Source organism: Elongatibacter sediminis (assembly GCF_037892215.1).
Taxonomy (GTDB): domain Bacteria; phylum Pseudomonadota; class Gammaproteobacteria; order Xanthomonadales; family SZUA-36; genus Elongatibacter; species Elongatibacter sediminis.
In genome coordinates, this window is record NZ_JAZHOG010000013.1 from 39,763 (window position 1) to 59,468 (window position 19,706).

17 protein-coding genes are annotated in these 19,706 nt (G+C 64.0%); 2 read left to right on the forward strand and 15 right to left on the reverse strand.

Translation table 11 applies throughout. The annotated features are described in order from the left end of the window. Nucleotides 1-16: 16 nt before the first annotated feature. From V3330_RS17010 to V3330_RS17050, 9 genes are all read right to left on the reverse strand, one after another. On the reverse strand, nt 17-625 hold the full coding sequence (locus V3330_RS17010) for an ABC-type transport auxiliary lipoprotein family protein (protein ID WP_354696645.1): 609 nt from the start codon (nt 623-625) through the stop codon (nt 17-19). Beyond that, a complete protein-coding gene (locus V3330_RS17015) occupies nt 622-1,557 on the reverse strand; it encodes an MlaD family protein (RefSeq protein WP_354696646.1) in 936 nt (311 codons plus the stop codon). The genes V3330_RS17010 and V3330_RS17015 overlap by 4 nt, the downstream gene beginning before the upstream one ends. Beyond that, nucleotides 1,541-2,359, reverse strand: coding sequence for an ABC transporter ATP-binding protein (locus V3330_RS17020; RefSeq protein ID WP_354696647.1), 819 nt, complete (start codon nt 2,357-2,359; stop codon nt 1,541-1,543). The genes V3330_RS17015 and V3330_RS17020 overlap by 17 nt, the downstream gene beginning before the upstream one ends. 3 nt (nt 2,360-2,362) lie before the next feature. Further along, nucleotides 2,363-3,481, reverse strand: coding sequence for an MlaE family ABC transporter permease (locus V3330_RS17025; protein WP_354696648.1), 1,119 nt, complete (start codon nt 3,479-3,481; stop codon nt 2,363-2,365). A 185-nt stretch (nt 3,482-3,666) separates the two neighbouring features. Continuing rightward, nucleotides 3,667-3,903: a hypothetical protein gene (locus V3330_RS17030; RefSeq protein WP_354696649.1), complete on the reverse strand. Its 237-nt coding sequence runs from the start codon at nt 3,901-3,903 to the stop codon at nt 3,667-3,669. A 296-nt stretch (nt 3,904-4,199) separates the two neighbouring features. Further along, nucleotides 4,200-4,745: an NADPH-dependent FMN reductase gene (locus tag V3330_RS17035; RefSeq protein ID WP_354696650.1), complete on the reverse strand. Its 546-nt coding sequence runs from the start codon at nt 4,743-4,745 to the stop codon at nt 4,200-4,202. Between the two features lie 19 nt (nt 4,746-4,764). Further along, nucleotides 4,765-6,492: a tetratricopeptide repeat protein gene (locus tag V3330_RS17040; protein WP_354696651.1), complete on the reverse strand. Its 1,728-nt coding sequence runs from the start codon at nt 6,490-6,492 to the stop codon at nt 4,765-4,767. A gap of 101 nt (nt 6,493-6,593) precedes the next feature. After that, nucleotides 6,594-7,643: a phosphotransferase gene (locus V3330_RS17045; RefSeq protein ID WP_354696652.1), complete on the reverse strand. Its 1,050-nt coding sequence runs from the start codon at nt 7,641-7,643 to the stop codon at nt 6,594-6,596. A 10-nt stretch (nt 7,644-7,653) separates the two neighbouring features. Continuing rightward, entirely contained in the window at nt 7,654-8,886 is a 1,233-nt protein-coding gene (locus tag V3330_RS17050) for an acyl-CoA dehydrogenase family protein (RefSeq protein WP_354696653.1), read from the reverse strand. A 170-nt stretch (nt 8,887-9,056) separates the two neighbouring features. On the opposite strand from V3330_RS17050, the gene V3330_RS17055 reads away from it, so the two are divergent. After that, entirely contained in the window at nt 9,057-11,633 is a 2,577-nt protein-coding gene (locus V3330_RS17055) for a glutamate ligase domain-containing protein (RefSeq protein ID WP_354696654.1), read from the forward strand. A gap of 1 nt (nt 11,634) precedes the next feature. On the opposite strand, the gene V3330_RS17060 is transcribed toward V3330_RS17055, so the two are convergent. From V3330_RS17060 to V3330_RS17080, 5 genes are read right to left on the reverse strand one after another with little or no spacing between them, the layout of a single operon-like run. Continuing rightward, on the reverse strand, nt 11,635-12,408 hold the full coding sequence (locus V3330_RS17060) for a type III pantothenate kinase (RefSeq protein ID WP_354696655.1): 774 nt from the start codon (nt 12,406-12,408) through the stop codon (nt 11,635-11,637). Continuing rightward, nucleotides 12,405-13,619, reverse strand: coding sequence for a bifunctional phosphopantothenoylcysteine decarboxylase/phosphopantothenate--cysteine ligase CoaBC (gene coaBC, locus V3330_RS17065; RefSeq protein ID WP_354696656.1), 1,215 nt, complete (start codon nt 13,617-13,619; stop codon nt 12,405-12,407). Before coaBC ends, V3330_RS17060 begins: the two co-directional genes overlap by 4 nt. Continuing rightward, nucleotides 13,616-14,380, reverse strand: coding sequence for a pantoate--beta-alanine ligase (gene panC, locus V3330_RS17070; protein WP_354696657.1), 765 nt, complete (start codon nt 14,378-14,380; stop codon nt 13,616-13,618). Before panC ends, coaBC begins: the two co-directional genes overlap by 4 nt. Next, nucleotides 14,377-15,168: a 3-methyl-2-oxobutanoate hydroxymethyltransferase gene (gene panB, locus V3330_RS17075; RefSeq protein WP_354696658.1), complete on the reverse strand. Its 792-nt coding sequence runs from the start codon at nt 15,166-15,168 to the stop codon at nt 14,377-14,379. The genes panC and panB overlap by 4 nt, the downstream gene beginning before the upstream one ends. Continuing rightward, nucleotides 15,165-15,917: a DUF2520 domain-containing protein gene (locus V3330_RS17080; protein ID WP_354696659.1), complete on the reverse strand. Its 753-nt coding sequence runs from the start codon at nt 15,915-15,917 to the stop codon at nt 15,165-15,167. The genes panB and V3330_RS17080 overlap by 4 nt, the downstream gene beginning before the upstream one ends. 259 nt (nt 15,918-16,176) lie before the next feature. On the opposite strand from V3330_RS17080, the gene V3330_RS17085 reads away from it, so the two are divergent. Next, nucleotides 16,177-17,481, forward strand: a complete 1,305-nt coding sequence (locus tag V3330_RS17085; RefSeq protein WP_354696660.1) for a hypothetical protein — start codon at nt 16,177-16,179, stop codon at nt 17,479-17,481. A gap of 146 nt (nt 17,482-17,627) precedes the next feature. Here the strand turns inward: V3330_RS17085 and V3330_RS17090 are convergent. Further along, nucleotides 17,628-19,706: DUF7467 domain-containing protein (locus V3330_RS17090; protein ID WP_354696661.1), on the reverse strand; the 2,079-nt coding region annotated here is incomplete at its 5' end.

Here is a 19,706-nt window from a genome sequence, read left to right on the forward strand (position 1 = left end):
GCACTCGTCAGGGGGATCAGCCGGAACAGGCTGTCGCCAGGCGTGCGGGAAGACTGCGTAGCGCCCGGTCCAGGGCCTGCTGGTGAGCGGCGACCAGACGTGCGACGTTACTGCCGCCGGCCGGCGCCTCTTCGTTCATGCGCAGGCGTTCCCGCCGCTCGCCGCAACTCACGATGGCATCCATCAGCAGGCGAACCCGCGAAATGCTTCCATCTCCCGACTGCATGCCGTAGAACGCCTGCAGTTCGATGTCCAGTTGCCAGTCGCCGGGGTGGGCCAGGGTGTCGGTATTGACCCGTTCAAACTGCCCGGAATCCGCCAGCGTGCGCCGGATCACCGATGTCATCACCTCCGGCAGGTGGTCGGCCCAGCGGACGTTGGCGACCGGGTTGAGGCGCGCATCCGGGCCGAGTGCGAGAATCCGGTCGGTGTCCAGACCGGGCACCGCTGAAACGGCAAGGTTGAGCGTAACCCCTTCGGCAAGCGTTCCGGCCACCGGGTCGGGAGGTTGCAGCAGGTAGGTCTGACGTGCCGGTTTCTGGCTTTCCAGCACTCCGCCACAGGCGGTGAGGAGCAAACCGGCCAGGGCTGGCATCAGGGCGCGGAAAACGGTCCGGGTTGTCACGGATTGACCTCCAATACCTCTTCGCGGGGGCGGTGAATGAGCTGGCTCGGGTCTTCCTGCAGTAACTGCAACAGTTTCTGCAGATCGCGCAGGGTACGGCGCAGGTCGAACATGAGTTCAGGCGCCTGGCCCAGGCCGTTGTCGATGAAGTGCTGGATTTCAGTTTCGTTCTCGGCCAGCCAGCGATCGACACGCCGGGTGAGTCCCGCCAGGTTGGCCGATGTCGCGTCGAGCTGGGACAGCGTAGAGGTGAGGTCCGGACGGATATCGCCGACCGTTTGGTCCACTTCCTGGACCAGTGCGCGTGATTCAGCGACCAGGGATCTCATCTCACCCGGCAGTTGCGCCAGATCGTCGGGGTTGGCCGCCAGGGCCGCGGTCAGGGTTTCCACGTTGGCCAGCGCATTCGTCATCGACGCGCGATTGGCGTCGCCCAGCAATTCATTCGCTCGGTCCAGCACGGCGTTCAGCTTGGAAATGGTGTCCGGCGCCTGCGCCAGCAGCGCGGACAGACCCGTCTGGCGGACCGGGATCAGTGGGTGATCAAAGCCCTCGGTTCGCTGCAATGGACCCTGTTCCCCGGGCTCGCTGGCAATGTTGATGACGTTGACGCCGGTGATTCCCTGCGCGGTGAGGCTGGCGAATGAACCGGTATCGATGGGTGTGTCGGCGGCGACATCGATGTCCACCCGAACCCGGATGGTGTCGTCGGAAATGATACCCATGTCAGCCACCCGTCCCACCTGTACCCCCATGAAATAAACCGGACCGCCCAGCGACAAACCGCTGACGTCGCGCTGAAACAGGATGGAATACCGTTCGGTCGGCTCGCTGCCCTTGGTGCCGGCGAACCACATGGAGAACACCGCCACCGCTGCCAGGGCGAGGGTGACGAACAGTCCGACGGCCAGGTTGTTATTGCCTTTGAACATGGTTTTGCGTGGCCTTGCGGGCGCGCCGCGCCCGGGGATCGCCGAAATAGGACTGGATCCAGGGATGGGGGTTGTCGACGATGCGTTCCGTGCGGTCCACCACGATGCCCCGGTCAACGAGCACGGCAATGCGGTCGCAGATATTGAACAGGCTGTCCACGTCGTGGGTGACCATCACCACCGTCAGGTCCAGGTTCTTCTGCAGGTACGATATCAGTTTATCGAACTCGGTGGCCGCGATCGGGTCGAGGCCGGCCGTGGGCTCGTCGAGAAACAGGATCTTGGGGTCCAGGGCCAGCGCCCGCGCCAGGGCGGCCCGTTTGCGCATGCCGCCCGAGAGCTGATTGGGGTACTTGGAGGCCGCGTCGAGGGTCAGGCCGGTCATGAAGATCTTCAGGCAGGCCAGCTCCCGGCGCAGGTCCACGGGTACGTTGGAGTGCAGCGCGATGGGCAGTTCGACGTTTTCCTGCACGGTGAGGCCGGACAGGAGCGCACCCCCCTGAAACAACACCCCCCACTGGCGGAACGGGCCCGGTTGACGGTAGTGGATTTCCTGGTCCAGCACGGTGATCGAACCGGCATTGGGACGGTGCAGCCCCAGGATGCTGCGCAGCAATACCGACTTGCCCGTTCCCGAACCACCGACCAGGCCCAGGGTTTCATCGCGGCGAACGTCGAGATTCAGTCCGTCGTGCACCACCTGGCGGCCGAAGCGGTTGACCAGTCCGCGGACCCGGATGACGTGTTCATTCCGCGGCCCGTCAGTGGACGTTTGGGGGATGACCTCGCAGGCTTCGGGCATGTTTCAGATTCCCATGCGTGAGAACAGGACGGTGAAAAAGGCGTCGGCGATGATGATCAGAAAGATCGACTGCACCACGGCCAGGGTGGTCAGGCGCCCCAGTTCCTCGGCCGATCCCTGGACCTGCATGCCGCGCAGGGTTCCGGTGGCGGCGATCAGCAGGGCGAAGAAGGGTGCCTTGATCAGCCCGACCCAGAGATCCGTCATGCCGACGCTGGAAGCGACCCGGTCGTAGAACTGGACCCAGTGGATGTCCAGCACCGTCACGCAGATGAACGCACCGCCGGCCAGGCCCGCGAGATCACCGAACACGGTCAGAAACGGCATGGCCAGGGTCAGACCCAGCACGCGCGGCGCGATCAGGATCTGGTTGGGGTTCAGGCCCATCACCTGCAGGGCGTCGATTTCCTCGTTCAGTTTCATGGTGCCCAGCGCTGCGGCGAACGCAGATCCCGAGCGGCCGGCGACCATCACGGCGGCCAGCAGCACGCCGATTTCACGCAGAACCGAGTTGCTCACCAGATCGACCACGAAGATGGTGACCCCGAACTTGGCGAGTTGGTCCGACGCCTGGTAGGCCAGCACGATGCCCATCAGAAAGGTGATGACCATGACGATGGGGATGGCGCGAACGCCCGTTTCGTGGATCTGACGCAGGGTTTCACCGACCATCAGCAGCGTGGGACGCCGGACCCCGTCGAAGATGGCGCGTGTGATGTGGCCTACGGCTTCGAAACCGCGATTGGTGGCCGCGCCGACGGTTTCCAGGCGCTCGCGCACCCGGTGTCGCGGGGGCGGATTGAAGAAATCGGGGTCGTACTCGTTGACCGCGGCCACGTCGATGATGTTCTGGAGAAACTTCAGGTGTCCGGCCTGGAAGCCCTCGAAACGGGATTCATAACCCTGTTCCTCGAAGTCCAGCGATTTGTCGTACAACACCCAGGCGCCAGCGAGGTCGAACTCGCGCAAGCCGCCGCAGCGAAACGTGATTTCGCGGGCCTGGCCGGGTTCCAGCGATTCGAGTTCGTCGACCAGCAGGGCCACGTTGTCGAAACGCCAGTCGTTGCGCAGGCTGATGGTCAGCTGCGTTCCGCTGGTTTGCGCTGTCAGGAATTCAGTCACCGTCCCTCCAGCCTGAATGCTCCGGGCGAGGGTCATGCCGGCCCGGCGGTTATCGAATGATTCAGGCGTCGTGCCAGTCTAGCAAATGCGGGGAGAAGTCGGTGCGGGCGCGCAAAGCGCGCCCGGGCTCGGTCAGAAAGGTGTGATTTGGATGCCGCCGGAACGGGGTTCCGGCAATCGTGCGACTAGCCGGCTTTGCGAACGTTCAGAGCCTGGCGGAACCGGTGCCACAAACCCGCGGGCCGGGATGAAAAGCGTTCTTCGTTGCAGGCTGTCCAACCGTACTGGGCGATCAGACCGGTCGCGCCGATCGTGGTGCCCCGGTAGGTGGTGATCCGGTAGGGTGAGGCGCGTCCCGCACCGCCCATGCAGCGGAGCTTCTCGACCTGGAATTGTGTCAGACGGAGTATGGACTGTGACATTTTCTCGCCCTCCTGGCGGTGGTTCGTTTCCTTCAAAGTGCCGCTTGACTGCTCGGCTGTACGACTCTGTAAATGCAGAAAACGTGCCAAAAAGGTCTGGGCGTGGAATATCGGTGAAAAAAAGATCTAACCTATTGATTCTGCGTTAATATTCATTTTAAGCCGTGGACTGACAAAATCTGCCACTCGAACCACTGGCTGACCAAACGCGGCATTCTCCGTGTCGTTAATTGTCACTGCATGCGGGTTGATCCGTGAAAACCGGGCGAGGTGCCGGGACGGTGTGCCGGATGGGATCAGGTCTGTGCGTAGGCAATGAATCCGCCCACGAAGGCCTGCAGCCGTGCGCGGGCTTCGCTGTCGGTGAGCTGCCCGTCGTCATCGAGCAGATCCGGGGCCCGCGATACCATCAGCCGGCCTTCGAACCAGGGGCGGGTTTTCAGGGTGCGCAGTACGGGCCACCAGGCATTCTGCGCCAGGTTGGTGCCGAAACCGCCCGGTGTGGCGCCCATCACCGCAACCGGTTTGCCGTGAAATACCCGGGGGATGTCTTTGGGGGGGCGGCTGAGCCAGTCGATGGCGTTCTTGAACACGCCGGGCATGGCGTTGTTGTATTCCGGCGTGGCCAGCAGCAGCCCGGAAGCGCCGGCGATCCGGTCTTTGAGTCGCTCCACCGACTCGGGTACGCCGTCCCGTTCTTCGACATCGCCGTTGTACAGGGGGATGCCGGCAATTGACCCGACCTCGATGTCGTCGGGAAAGAGCTGCTGCGCGGCGCGCAGCAGGGCGGAGTTCAGCGAGCCGGCACGCAGGCTGCCGGAGAGCGCGATGATTGGTTTCATGCCTCCGGATGATAGCGGATCAGAGCCGGCTCGAGGACAACTCCACGTCGGCCAGCGACCAGGCCTTCTCGAAGCGGGTGCGCGCCTGCGCGGCATCCTCGGCCCGCTGCTGCGCCTCCAGGCTCAGCACCAGGCCGTACAGCGACCACCCGTTGCGGGGGTGGTCTTCGAGGTCCCGCCGGTAGACTGCCTCGGCCTCGTCCGGCCGGTTTGCGGCCAGCAGGGCCTTGCCCAGCGATTGCCGGGTCGGGTAGTACCAGAACGGAGGTTCGGTATAGGGCAGGGCGTCCTGGGCGGTCACGGCGCGTTGAAACGCTTCAGCGGCGCCTTCGGCATCGCCGTCGCCGAGGGCGATTTCGCCGGCGGCCAGTTGATCGGCGATTTCAAGTAATTGGCTGGCCGGGTAATCCACCTTGTCCAGAAAATGAACCTCGGCCGAATCACGCAGTGGTTTCAGAGCAGCGTGTTCGTTCCGGGCGGCATCCAGATCCCCCCGGTTGGCGAACGCGGTGGCGCGCACGTAATGCCAGATGGCGGTGGAATACGTCAGCTCCGGATCCGGGCGGGGTTCGTTCAGCACCTCCTCCCAGCGGCCGAACTGGGACAGGGCCAGCAGTGGAATGGTGTGAAAGAATTCCACCATCGGAAACTCCCTAATCACTTCCAGGCGGACATTGGCGGCGACCCGCCGCGCGGCGTCGATCGCGACCTCGCTGCGGCCTTCCATGCTGGAGGCGGCCCACAGGAAGTGAATGTTGTGCGGGTAATACAAGGCCGGGTAAAACCCCTGCGCCTGGCACTGCGCGATATAGTCCTCGTCGACGGCTGCCGCGCGCACGTTGGCTTCGGCTGCATCGTGGTAGCGCCCGACCCGCCAGTAAATGTGGGCCGGCATGTGCACCAGGTGTCCGGCACCCGGCACCAGGCCGGCGAGGGTATCGGCGGCGGATTCGGCCCGCCCCGGCGCGGACGAGGCTTCCACCGCGTGGATGTACAGGTGCAGGGCCATTGGATGCCCGGGTGAACGCGCCAGTACGGTCTCAAGCGCATCGATGACTTCGCGGGTATGTGGCCTGGGGTTTTCCGGATCCAGCCAGTAATCCCACGGCATCGTCGTCATCAGCGCTTCGGCGAACAGGACAGCGGCGTCGTCGTCATCGGGATACTTGTGATGGAGGTCGCGCATCGCATCCGCATAGGCCTGGTCCAGCGGCTCGCGGGGGGTCGACGGATCGCCGTTGTAGCGTGTGGCCAGGGCATCGATGTAATCCCGCTCGATGTCGCTGGCCCGGTCCCGGAGCGCGAGTGCCTGTTGCACCGCCGCGAAGGCCTGCACGCGGGACTCCTCGGACATGATCGCCTGGCCGTTGCTGGTGACGTTGATGTTGGGTCCCAGGGCCAGCGCTTCGCCCCAGAAACACATGGCGCATTGCGGGTCGAGGGTCTGGGCGGCGCGGAAGGCGCGTGCGGACTCCGCGTGATTGAACGCGAAGTCGATGATCAGACCCTGATCGAAATAACGTTGCGCCCAGGTGCTGGACGTCGTCACCGGATGATGGTGATCGCCCATGCCGTCGAACAGTGGGGCACCCGCCCGGGATGCGATTTCGGCCGCTGTCTCCGGGGGCGGGGGCGAAGCCGCGGCTTCCTGATCGCCGGTGCCGGGCCCGGCATCGCAGGCGGTGAGAGACCACGCGGCGACGATTACGATGACGGCCTGCGCGAAGGGGCGATACTCGTGAAACATGGCGATTCTCCGGCTGATGACGGGACACGGGCGCATTCGCTCGCAGGAGCGGCGATCACCTCCAGTATAGGTGCCCGCGGCCGAATGCCCATTCGGCCGCTTCAGGTGGCGGCGATCTGCGCTCCCAGTTCGGCCAATGGCCGCGCCATGGCGCCGGTGGCGAGCGCCTCGTCGCTGGCCGCGTTGCCGTCCAGCGCGCGCTTCATCACGCCCTGGCAGATGGCCGACAGGCGGAACAGGCTGAACGCCAGGTAGAAGTTCCAGTGCTCGATCGCCGGCAGCGAACGCAGGCCACAATATTCAGCCACCATCTCATCCTCGGTGGGAATACCCAGTGCGGCGCGATCCAGTTCGGCCAGTCCCTTGATGCGATGGCTGCGGGACAGGCGCAAACACATGCAGAAGTAGGCCAGGTCGGCCAGGGGGTGGCCCAGGGTGGAAAGCTCCCAGTCGAGCACCGCCCGAACCCGCGGCTCGCTCCGGTCGAACATCAGATTGTCCAGACGGTAATCGCCGTGTATCAGGCTCACCTGCCCGTCGTCGGGCGGCATGTGGCTCGGCAGCCAGTTGATCAGGTGCTCCATGGCGTCGATGCGGTCGGTTTCGGCGGCGCGGTACTGCTGCGTCCAGCGGCCGGTCTGCCGTTCGAAGTAGTTGCCCGGCCGCCCGTAGTCCGACAAACCCGAAGATTCCAGGTCGACCGTGTGGATGGCGGCCAGCACCCGGATGACCTCGCTGAACACCGGGGCGCGCTCCCCGCGTTGCAGTTCGGGAAGCGCCGGATCCCAGTACACCGCGCCGTCGACGAACTCCATCAGGTAGAACATGCTGCCGATGACGTCATCGTCGGCACACAGCGCCAGTGGGCGCGCCACCGGTACGTCACTGCCGTGCAGGGCTTCGAGCACGCGGAACTCCCGATCCACCGCGTGGGCCGATTTCAGCAGCTTGCCGGGCGGCTTGCGGCGCAACACATAACGTCCGCTGCGTGCTTCGACGAGGTAGGTGGGATTGGACTGCCCGCCGCTGAACTTGCGGGTTTCCAACGGTCCGCTGAAGCCTTTGAGATTCGCTTCCAGCCAGGCGGCAAGCGAGGAATCGTCCAGTTGGTGGATGTCCTGGTTCGTATCCTGTTTCGTGCCCTGGTGCATGCCGGTTTCCCTACACTCGTCCAGATGCAGAGGCGCTGGACAGCCGTCGCGCCAGATCGCGGCCCAACTGCATCATGTGCACCTCGTCCGGGCCGTCGGCCAGCCGGATGGTGCGCGCGTAGTTGTAAGCGAATGCCAGGGGAAAATCACCGGTGACGCCGGCGCCGCCGTGGATCTGGATGGCCCGGTCAATGACGTCGCAGGCCATGCTCGGAGCGACGATCTTGATCGCGGCGATCAGGTCCCGCGCCGCCTTGTTGCCCTGCCGGTCCATGCGGTCGGCCGCCTTGAAGGTGAGCAGGCGGGCCTGTTCGATGGCGCAGAACATGCGCGCCAGGTGCTCACGCACCGACTGGTGCTGGCTCAGCTTGCGGCCAAACGTGGAGCGGTTCTCGGCACGGTGGCAGGTCAGTTCGAGGGCGCGCTGGGCGCAGCCGATCAGGCGCATGCAATGGTGGATACGGCCCGGACCGAGCCGGCCCTGGGCGATTTCAAAGCCGCGGCCTTCGCCCAGAAGCAGGTTATCCGCAGGAACCCGCACGTTGTCGAAATCGATCTCCGCATGGCCTTCGGGCGGATCCAGGTAGCCAAAGCTCGACAGCGGCCGCAGTACCCGCACGCCCGGCGTGTCCATGGGCACCAGGATCATCGATTGCTGCAGGTGCCGGTTCGGGTTGTCGGGATCGGTCTTGCCCATGACGATCAAAATGCGGCAATGCCGGTTCATGGCGCCGGACGTGAACCATTTACGGCCATTGATCACGTAGTCGTCGCCGTCCCGGATCATGGCGGTTTCCACGTTGGTCGCATCACTGCTGGCGACGGCGGGTTCTGTCATCGCGAAACCGGAGCGGATGCGGCCTTCCAGCAGGGGTTGCAGCCAGCGTTCCTGCTGTTCCGGCGTGCCGTAATCCGCCAGCACTCCCATGTTGCCGGTATCCGGGGCGCTGCAATTGAAAATCTCCGGCGCCCACGGTACCCGGCCCATGATTTCGGCCAGCGGCGCGTACTCCAGGTTGCTCAATCCGGCGCCGAACTTCGTTCCCGGCATGAACAGATTCCACAATCCTTCCTCACGGGCCCGTTGTTTGAGGTCTTCCATCAGTGGCGGCGTTTGCCACGGATCTTCGGCTTCGGCCAGCGACTCGGCGTAGGCCGCTTCGTTCGGATATACGTGGGCTTCCATGAAAGCCAGGAGTTTTTTACTGAGGACACGGGTGGATTCGGGCAGATCGAAATTCATCAGGTGGCGTCCTTACTTGGTGGAAACGCGACGGCGGGTCCGCTGCGGGACCCGTCGCATTTCATTGTACATGCCCGCGTCAGCCATTCAGTAGCCGATATTGCGTACCCGTTTTTCCGACCGCCACTTTCAGTAAACTGGGGCGAGTCCGAAGTAACGACCAGAAACCCATGCAGGTTATCGAGCGATTGATGTACATCGGTCCCAACCGGAGGACTGAACGCACCGCCATCGAATGGCATTTGCGGTGGGAATCCGGCGAGCCGGACCGGGTACGCACCGGACTGGAGCGGGCCCGGGTAGCCGTGGCCGAAGTCCTGACGGGTGCGGGGGTGCGGATCGACACCGATGCGCTGGCGGCCGGTGCGCCGGGCCGGGTGGCGGAGCCAGGCTCCGCGCCTGCATCGGATGGGAAGACGCTCGCGCTCTTCGGCAGGTTGCTGGCCGATTTGGCTGTTGGCCTGCAGCAGGCGACCGGTCATCGCGTCGGATTTGCCGATGTGCTGCCCGCCGGGCCGGATGACTGCAGGGCGGTGGCGGAGTACGAGCACCCGGATACCGGGGCCGATGCGATGGAGATCGCGATGCGGCTGCTGACCGCTGCGCTGCCCGGACTGGGCTGGGAGGCGGACGATGACGTTCCCGGCGGGGATGCCGAAGAGTCGCTGCGGCAGTTTCTGCAACGGGCGCCGGGCAGCGTGCTGCCGCGTGACGCGGATCTGCTGATCGCCGCAGCGGAGAGCCTGGACATCCCCTGGGTGAAACTGGAGCGTGCGCCCTACGAAGGCGTGACGGGCGATTTCAGAATTCGCCCCCATGGATTGTTGAAGTTCGGGCACGGCGTGCATCAGCAGGTCGTGGACGGCACCCTGAGCCTGCAACGCAGCGCGCGTCTGGTCCCCCTGTTGTTCGATCGCGGGAAACGGCGGGCGGCCTTGAAGGACCTCGCCTTGCCGCTGCCTCGTGAACCGCGCGATGCGCGCCCCCTCACGATGACACGTCGGGTGGTTCGGGCCGCTTCGGAGCTGGGTTACCCGGTCGTCCTCAAGCCCGTTCGCCGCATCGCATCGCAGTCCCGGACCCCGGGGCGTTCGCGGCCGCCATTGGCTGACGAAGCCCGCCTGACCGTCGAACTCGAACGCCTGCGCCGCACTGATCCCGAGGTACTGATCGAAGCCCATGTCGCGGGTGATGCCTGGGAGGTTCTGGTGGCCGGCGGTGAAACCCTGTGTGCGGTGCGTTGCCCCGGCCGGGCGAAGCACCCGGACGTGGGTAACGGGGCCGTCATCGCCAGGGATGGCTTTCATCCGGAGCTGGCCGAACGGCTGGAGTCGGCCGCGCGGCGGCTGGAGTGTGGCCTGTTGCGGTTCAGCCTGGTCAGCGATGATCTCGCCGCGCCACCGGATGCCGCCGGAACCACCGTGGTGTCGATGGATCCCGCGCCGCAACTGGATCATCTGTTGCCACCGGACTCGGTGTGGGCATCACGGGCCGCTGAACGGTTTCTGCGCTGGCTGTTTCCGGATGGCGGCACCGGGCGGATTCCGCTGGTCGCCATTACCGGAACCAACGGCAAGACAACAACCGCACGCATTCTCGAGCGCATGGCACGCAACGACGGTTGGCGGCCGGGACTGGCCAGCACCGGAGGCGTCTATCTCAACGGCGAATTGCGTGAAGCCGGCGACCTGGCCGGGACCGGTGGCCACCACCTGGTATTTGAATCCCGCGACGTCGATTTCGGCGTGCTCGAAACGGCTCGTGGCGGCGTGGCTCACAGTGGATTCATGTTCGATGCGGTGGACGTGGGGGTATGCATCAACGTCACGGTCGACCACATCGGCGAATTCGGTATCGATACTCACGCGGACATGATCGCATTGAAGCGCAGCATCGTGGCACGTGCGCGCCGCGGTGTGGTGCTGAATGCGGATTCCGCGGCCTGCATGAGCATGCTGCCCTTCGCGGAGGGTGTCAGGATTGCGCTGTGCTCCCTGCGGGAACGGGCCGGGTCCCTGCTGAATCAACTGGACTGTTCGGGAGCGGCCTGCGTGCTCGAAAACCCCGGTCCGGATCCGGGCGGGGCGTGGCTGGTGTGGCACGAGGGCGGGACCTGCACTCCGGTGCTGCCCGTGACGGATTTCCCGGCCTCGCTGGACGGTGCGGCCCGCTTCAACCTGAGCAACGCGCAGCACGCCATCGCGGCCGCGCGCCTCATGGGAATCGGGTTTGACGCCATCGCGAGCGCACTGCGGGGCTTCGATTCCCGGTACGAGACCAATCCCGGCCGGTTGAACCTTTACGATGAATATCCTTTCACGGTGATCATGGACTACGCGCACAATCCCGACGGCATGCGCGAGCTGCTCGATTGTGCCGATCGCCTCGGATACAGCGGTCGGCGCATCCTGTTGTTTGCGGGAACCGGAAATCGCACCGATGAGGAAATCGCCACGCACACCCTTTTTCCGGTCGATCGCGTGGATCATTTCGTGGTGCGCCGCTATCCGGGAAAGCTGCGCAATCGTCAGCCGGGTGAAGTCCCGCAACTGATGCGCCGGGTTCTGATCGATGCCGGGGTTTCTGAAGACTGTATTACCGTGGTCGATCCGCCGGAAGGCGCGGCCACCGTGGCGCTCGGGTTGGCACGCCCCGGGGACCAGGTGATCCTGGCACCGGGCACCTACGAATTCGAGACGATGTGGAACGAGATCGTGTCATTCGAACCCGCGGCGCGAGGCGACTGAATCAGTCCCGATTCATCGCTTCGGCCAGCTTGAGCCCCTGGAGCACCAGGTCCGGCACGTTGATGTCGAACAGGTTCTGGTCTTCGAACAGACTTGCGAATCCACCGGTGGCCAGCACGCGTGGGCGCTGCCCACCGTATTCTTCTTCCACCACGCGGTCGATGATTTCGCGCAGCGCGCCGAGATGCCCCAGAAACAGGCCCGACTGGATGCTTTCGCTGGTGGTGCGGCCCAGCGCGCGTTCCGAACGCACGATTTCGACGGCGCCCAGTTTGGAGGCTCCGCTTTCCAGGGCCAGCATCGACAAACGCAGGCCCGACAGGATCACGCCGCCCATGTAGGTCCGCCCACGGCTGACCGCGCACAGGGTCGTGGCCGTGCCCAGGTCGATGATCAGAAAGTCCTGGCCGGGCAGCAGGTGGGCCCCGGCGATGGCGTTGGCGATCCGGTCGGTGCCGACTTCCTTGGGATTCTGATAACCGATTTTCAGCCCGGTTCGAACGCCCGCCTGCAGGATGAACGGAGCCAGGTCGAAGTATTTGCGGCAACTCGCACTGATGGCGTAGACCACCTCGGGCACCACGCTGCACATCGCAATGCGCTCGATGGCGTCGGGGTCGATACCGTTCTCGCGCAGCACGCTGCGAAAGAACAGGCCGTGTTCATCCGAGGACGCGCCGGTGCGCGACGCCTTGCGAAAGGTGAGGCGCAAGTTCTCACCATCGAACACACCCCCGAAGATGTGACTGTTGCCGATATCGAGACACAGGATCATGGAGCGTCCTCCGCCAGGTCGTTCAGCCAGTAATTCAGCCAGTCGGCCAGGGCGGCGACATCGCCCAGGCGATCGGGCCGGTCCGGGGCACGGTACACGGTAAACGGATGCGTGCCCGCACGAATATCCCCAAGATCATTGTGCACCACGAGATCCGTTTTCGCACGCTGGAACAGTTCGGACACGGATTGGCGGTGTTTGTCGGTATCCGATGTGTCGGTCAGTTTGAAGCCGGCGATGCGAAGCGAGGGATTGCGCGACCAGCCCTTCAGTGCATCGATCAGTTTGGGGTTGGGTTGCAGGCGCAGCTCGAGCTCCTGCCCGGACGGCAACTTACCCGAGCCGGATCCGGCTGTCCCGGACAGGCCGGCAACCGAGTAGTCGCTCACGGCGGCGGCATGGATCACGGCATCGAAGGATTCTTCTGACAGTAACCGCTGCAACGCGTCGCGCAGGTCGGCGAAGCTCGAATAGTGCACCCGCCTGGCAACGCGCCGGGGTTGTTCGGCCTGCGCGGCGCCCAGCCAGGTCACGTCGTGGCCGTGATTCGCAAGGCGGTCCGCCAGCGCTGACGCGGTGCGGCCTGTACTGGTATTGCCGATATACCGCACCGAGTCGATGGGCTCGCGGGTACCGCCGCCGGTGATCAGGATTTTCGCACCGCTGCGCGGTGCCGTCAGCGCCTCGACCCGCGCGAGAATGTCGTCCACTTCCAGCATGCGGCCCGCGCCCATCTCGCCACAGGCAAGGTCGCCGTCTGCGGTGGGCAGCACGTGGCCCCCCCAGGACGTCAGCCGCTCCACCGAGGCCTGCGTCGCGGGGTAGCGCCACATGCGCGTATTCATGGCCGGCACGATGATCATCGGGTAGCCGCGTTCCCAGGCGGCCTGCCACAGCGAAGTCACCGCGTCATCGGCGATGCCGGCGGCCAGCTTGTTGATGAGGTTCGCGGTCGCGGGCGCGGCGACGATCAGGTCCGCCCAGCGGGCCAGGTTGACGTGGTCCATGACGCGTCCGCCGGCGAAAGCGTCGGACAGTACAGGGTGCCCGCTGAAGCCCTCGAGGGTCGCGTTGCCGACGAACTGCGCCACCGAGTGGGTGGCGGCCACGCGCACTTCATGGCCGGCCTTGACCCAGGCCGAGGTGAGGCCGGTGGCCTTGGCGCAGGCGATGGAGCCCGACATGAGGTGCAGAATGCGCCGTGATTTCATGGTGCGGGTTCCACGAGCGGTACGTTGTCGATCAGGCGGACTTCGCCGAGGCGAGCGGCGGCGAATCGCCGGTCGTCCACATCTTCGACGTAGTCGACTTCAAAGCCCAGGTCCGCGAGAGCTGCGACGGCCTCGCCAGGTCCGCCCGCGGTTGTGATGACCCGGTGCAGCTGCGGCGCCGTGCGCCGTTGCTCCGGGTCGAGACGAAGGTTGCGAGAGGACATGGCCAGACCGTCAACTTCGCGCACGATGGGGCAGCCGACGATGCGCGTCTGCAGGAAAAAGGCTTCCGCCATGCCGCGGATCAGTTGCAGTTGCTGGTAGTCTTTTTCGCCGAAATAGGCGCTTGCGGGACGGACCAGGTTGAGGAGTTTGAGCACCACCGTCAGCACGCCGTCGAAATGCCCCGGCCGGTGCGCACCACACAGGCGCCGGCTCAGCTCGGATTCACTGAGTCGGTAGCGATACTCATCCGGATACAGCGCCTTCTCGTTCGGTAGCAGCACGGCCTCCACGCCAGCCGTTTCGAGCTGCGCGAGGTCGGCATCCACCTGGCGGGGGTAGGCCCGCAGGTCTGCCGGATCGTTGAACTGTGCCGGATTGACGAAAATGCTCGCGACCGTCCACGGATTTTCGGCCACGCCACGTTGGACCAGACTCAAGTGGCCCGGGTGCAGGGCGCCCATCGTGGGGATGAAACCCGGCGCCTCGCGCCCGGCCCGGTAGTCGCGCCAGGCGTCCAGTTCATCGAACACCTTCATCCCGCGTAACGCTCTTCGCTGGCCGGGAATTCCCCGGAACGCACGTCGCTGGCGTACTGATTGAAGGCGTCCAGCCACTGCTTGTTGCCGTCCAGGTAACGGCGCACGAACTTCGGCTTGAAGTCGAGATTCAGGCCCAGCAGATCGTGCATGACCAGTACCTGCCCATCGGTTTCGGCGCCGGCACCTATACCGATGGTGGGAATCTTCAACAGCGAGGTGATTTCGGCCGCCAGGGTTTCCGGTACGCATTCGAGTACCAGGGCGAAGCATCCCGCTTCCTGGCAGGCGACGGCTTCGCGTTTGAGCCGTTCCCGGTCGTCCGCCTCGACGCCCTGCACGCGAAAGCCGCCGAGCTGGTTGACCGATTGCGGGGTCAGTCCGATGTGTCCCATGACCGGGACACCGGAGTCGACGATGTGGCGGATGATTTCCGCGTTGCCCGCGATGCCTTCCAGCTTCACGGCTTCCGCGCCAGCCCGCATCAGCCGGGCCACCGCGTCCATGGTCTCCGACTGGGAGCGGCGGTAGGAAAGGAAGGGCAGGTCGCCGACGATGAACGTTTTCGGAGCGCCGCGGCGTACGGCGCGGACGTGCATGGCCATCTCGTCGGTGCTGATGGGCAGGGTGCTGTCGTGGCCGTGCATGACCATGGCCGCGCTGTCTCCGACCAGGATCATGTCGATGTCGGCCTGGGCGACGATGCGCGCGGCGGTGTAGTCGTAGCAGGTCACCATCACGAGTTTTTCGTGTTTGCGCTTGTGCTCGGCGAAGGTCAGGATATTCATGAGGCCACCTCCGTATTTCGCCCGGAACCGGTTTCGGCGTTCCAGTGGTCGAGAAAAGCTTGATACACGGGCTGGAGGTTGTCACCCGCCAGGGCCTGAAGGTTGCGCTCGATGGTTCCCCGGTCGCCGCGACTGAGCGGTCCGGTCAGGGCGGTTTCAGGATGCTCCGTGAAATTTCCGACGACCCGGTGCAGATACGGCTCCAGGGCCGTCGCAGGCAGGCCGATGTCGGCGAATCGGTCGGTCACCCCCTGCCACAGGATCTGGCTGAAATTGCCCGCCATCACGCACAGCGCGTGGTAACGGGGCTTGTGTTCCAGCGCTATCGGAAAATGCGGGTTGGGGAGTCCCGGCAGGAGATGCTCGAACCGGTGTCCGCTGTCCACCATGAACGGGATGCGCCGATACTCCTCCAGGGTGTAGAACCCGGGCCCGAACGTCATCAGCGGATGAGCGCCGGCGATGCCGGGAAGGCTCAGAGTCCCCGAACAATGCAGCACGGTCTTGTCCTGCAGCGCGGGATGGCGCGTGAGGAAGCCTGGAATGGCGTCGTCGGAGATCAACACCAGGGCGTGCGTTGCCGGCTCGAGAGTTTTGCGCAAGCGGCGGTCGGAATCGATTCCGCCATGGGTGTTCAGGTCGGGCGACGGGTTTCGTGCCCAGGCGCTGTGGGGCAAGCCGAGTAGGGCGAAATAGTGGCGCATGTGCCGGGCGAGCCGGCCGCCACCGAGAATGGCGAAGTGTGTCATCGGTACCTGTCCTCTGGGATCAAGTCCTGTTCCTGTCCGGGATACACGGCATCCCGGGGCCTGTCTGGCCTGCTGGTTTTCCGCGCAGTCGCACACGTTGTGGCGATTCGGGTGGCTGCCCGCAACCGGGTCAGCCCTGGCCGGAAAACACTCAGACCTGCCGAAAGTATACCATCCGCAAGGCTCGACGTCGGCTACGGACGGTCGCGCCGGTGCTATCATCGGCTCCATCCATGTCATGACCATCACAGGAGCTACGATGATGCATCAACAAGGGGTAACACCACCGGCAATTCGGAGAAATCCCGCCCGCCGGCACTTGTCGGCGGCCGTGGCAGTGGCTTTGGCCGGTATCCTGGCGCCGACCGCCGGCTGGTCCGCGAATTCCGTGCTCAGCGGTGAATTCGACGGCAGCGAGGCCGTGACGTCCAATTTGCCGGGAACCTGCAGCACGCCAAAACAGCTTCCCTACCAGCAGGTTTCGTTTCAGGTGGGCGCAAACGGTGAATACGATCTGTTCGATGCCTTCAACTTCAATGGGGTGGATATCTCGGCCCAGGTCTATCAGGGAACGTTCAATCCGGGTAATCCGACTCAGAACCTGCTCACGCCGGACGGAGTCGACAGCTTCGGCAGTGTGAATCTGAGCGCGGGCACGAATTACGTTCTGGTGGTGCAGCAGTGGTGCGAGGCGGGCGAGGGCGCCTGGGTCGTAACCTTCGCGGGTCCCGGGGCTGTGAGTGCCAATGCCGTGCGGGATGTACCCGAATTCACTTCCGGAAGTTTCACCGGTTCGGAGCCCAACCTGGATTCCGTCTGTGGCAATACCCCTTATATTCAGAGCGGTCCGGTACGGGTGTCCAGACCGGGAACCTACTACTACACGGACATTTCCATCGCCCACGATGTGGACATGTGCCTGCAGGTGTTTTCAGCGCCGGTCAATACCGGCAACCCGACTCAGAACCGGATCGCATTCATCGACGGTCAAGGCGGGGCGGATGATTTCGGCGCGATTGAATTGCAAGCGGGTCAGGATTATTACTTCGTCGTTCAGCCGTTGAATACCGGCCAGACCGGCGAGTTTTTCTTCGTGTTCGCCCCACCCGCAAGTTTTCGCCTGAATCACGGCATGGCCGGTAGCTGGTTCAACCCGGCGACAGGCGGGCAGGGGTTCTTCCTGGATGTGTTCGACAACATCAATCAGCTCTTTCTGGCGTGGTTCAGTTACGACCTGTCACGGCCTGATAATTCGGTCACCGCGCAGATCGGCGATCCGGGCCATCGCTGGCTTACCGCGTTCGGCCCGTTCAGCGGCGGGACGGCCGACCTGGATATCGAATGGACGACCGGTGGTGTTTTCGACGCCAGTTCCCCCGCTCCGGCCCAGAGCGTGGACGGATCCATCCAGCTCGACTTCACCGATTGTTTGAGCGGCACCGTGACCTACGACCTGGGGACGGCCAACGTGAGCGGGGTGGTTCCGATTCAGCGCATCGCCAACGATGCGGTGACGCTGTGTGAGTCGACATACCAGGGGCCGGGCATGCCCGATCTGCTGTAGTCCGGCCGCGGCACCGTGGCGGGCTTCGATCGAATCTTCAGGGTCGAGGCGTTCGCTGGACGCAGTGCATAACAGGCTGAAACAAAAAGGGGCCGGAATTCCGGCCCCTTTTTTCGTTTCTGCTTCGGGGAGTCCCGAGTGGAGGGTCAGAAGTAGACGCCTCCAAGAATGGTAATTCCGCCAAACTCGTCACCGACATTCAACGGCGCGGAGCAGGACCCGTGGAACGTGATGGTCTGCAGCACTGCGCCACTGTCCGGATCGAGAATCTGGATAACGATAGTCGGCGGAATCTTGCCGCTCTTGGACGGATCCTCGACGATCATCATGTCACCCACCTGAACGTCCGTGTAGGTATCCAGTGGCGCGCGGTTGGTGTTCTTGCTGTAGATTTTCACGTCTACAATCGGCGGGAAATTCACCGTGGATGGCGTAAGAACCGCACTGCTTCCCTGATCGTGATCGGTGTCATCGTCCGCGTCGTAGGTGATCTTGAGCTGATTCGGCCGGCCACCGACTTCGCACAGGTCGTATTCTTCCTGGCAGTCCATGGTGGCGTTGTCGCTGTCATTTACCGACTCGAACGGGAAGTCCAGGGAATCGCCGCTGGCGGACGCGGTATTGACCACGAGCCCGCTGGTGGTGCACCGATTCTGCTTGTACAGCGCGGCGATTTCCGCCTGGCCCAGGATTACCGAGTCACCGATCGGCAGATCACCGATGGCGAAGTTGGCGATACCCAGGGTGGCGTCGTTGACCACCACATTCTCCAGGTCGGCCGTTCCGACGTTGGTGACCGTCAGTCGATACCAGGCATCGGCCGGTGGCAATACCTGCGGGGACGTGTCGTCGAACCAGGGTCCCGCTGCTCCAGCGACGCTGATTTCCTTGATGATCTGGATCGCCGGCGTGCCGGTGCACTGCAACCAGGCTTCATCCGAATCGCTCGACTGGGTGCCGGTTTCGGAAGACTCACCCTCGGCGGTGGCCGTGTTGCCGTAGTCGCCCCGGTTGGTGCAGCGCCCCGGGTAGTACAGGGCGGCCAGTTCACCGCTGGTCAGGATCACTTCGTTACCGACGGCGATGTTGCCGATCGGGTAGTTGAAGATACCCAGGGTACCGTCGTTGAGCACCACGTTCACCAGGTCGACCGGGCCGGTATTGCGCACGGTGATCCGGTACCAGGCATCAGACGGCGCCTGAGTGACCAGTGCTTCACCGATGGTGTTGGCATCCGACCAGTTGACGTTGTCGATACTGATTTCCTTGATCACCTGGATCATGGGCGTTCCCACGCAGACCAGGGTGGCGGTATCGCTGTCACCCACGGAATCATTGGGATCGTCGCCTGAAGTTGCGCTGACCTCGCCCAGGTTGCCGATTTCGCCGGCACCCGTGCAGCGATCCTGCACGTACAGTTCAGGCACTTGGGCCGAGGTCAGTACAACCACCTCGCCGACGGCCATCGAACCGATGGTCTCCAGCACACCGAGATCGCCGTCCTGGACATCAACATCCACCAGGGGAGCAGTGCCGTCATTGGTCACCGTCAAACGGTACCAGGCATCACTCGGCGGTTCCTGCGGAGGAGTGGCATCGTCGTACCACGGTCCGTTGGGCCCGGTCGGGCTGATCTCCTTGACGATGGTAATGTGCGGTTCGCCAATGCATTTGAGTACGGCATTGTCGTTATCGCTGACCGGATCATCGGTCTCGGCCGACGCACCGGAAGCTGTCGCGGTATTGATGAACGTACCGCGTGCATCGCAGCGGGTCTCTACCGACAGTGCCGGAATGTCGCCGGAAGTCAGTACGACAACCTGCGCAACCGCGAGATCACCGATGGCGTAATTGGCGATACCGAGTTCGGGATCGTTCACTACCACGTCCTTGAGTGGCGCCGAACCATCGTTGGTGACGGTAAAGCGGTACTGGGCTCCGCTGGGGAATACGGCCACCAGGGCGTTGCCGATGTCATTGGCGTCGTGCCAGGTGTTCCCGCCATCGACGCTGATTTCCTTGACGATGCTTATGCTGGGATCACCCGTACCAAAGTAGTGGCTGGGATCGGAGTCGGTCACCGGATCGCCGACCGGCGGGCTGCCGGTTACCGAACCGACGTTGGCGTACTGACCGGCCACGGCGGTGCCGTTGGCGGTACAGGTCATGGACTCGCCCACGGCCAGCGTGCTCTTCGGGCAGGAGATGGCGCCGAGCTGGTCATC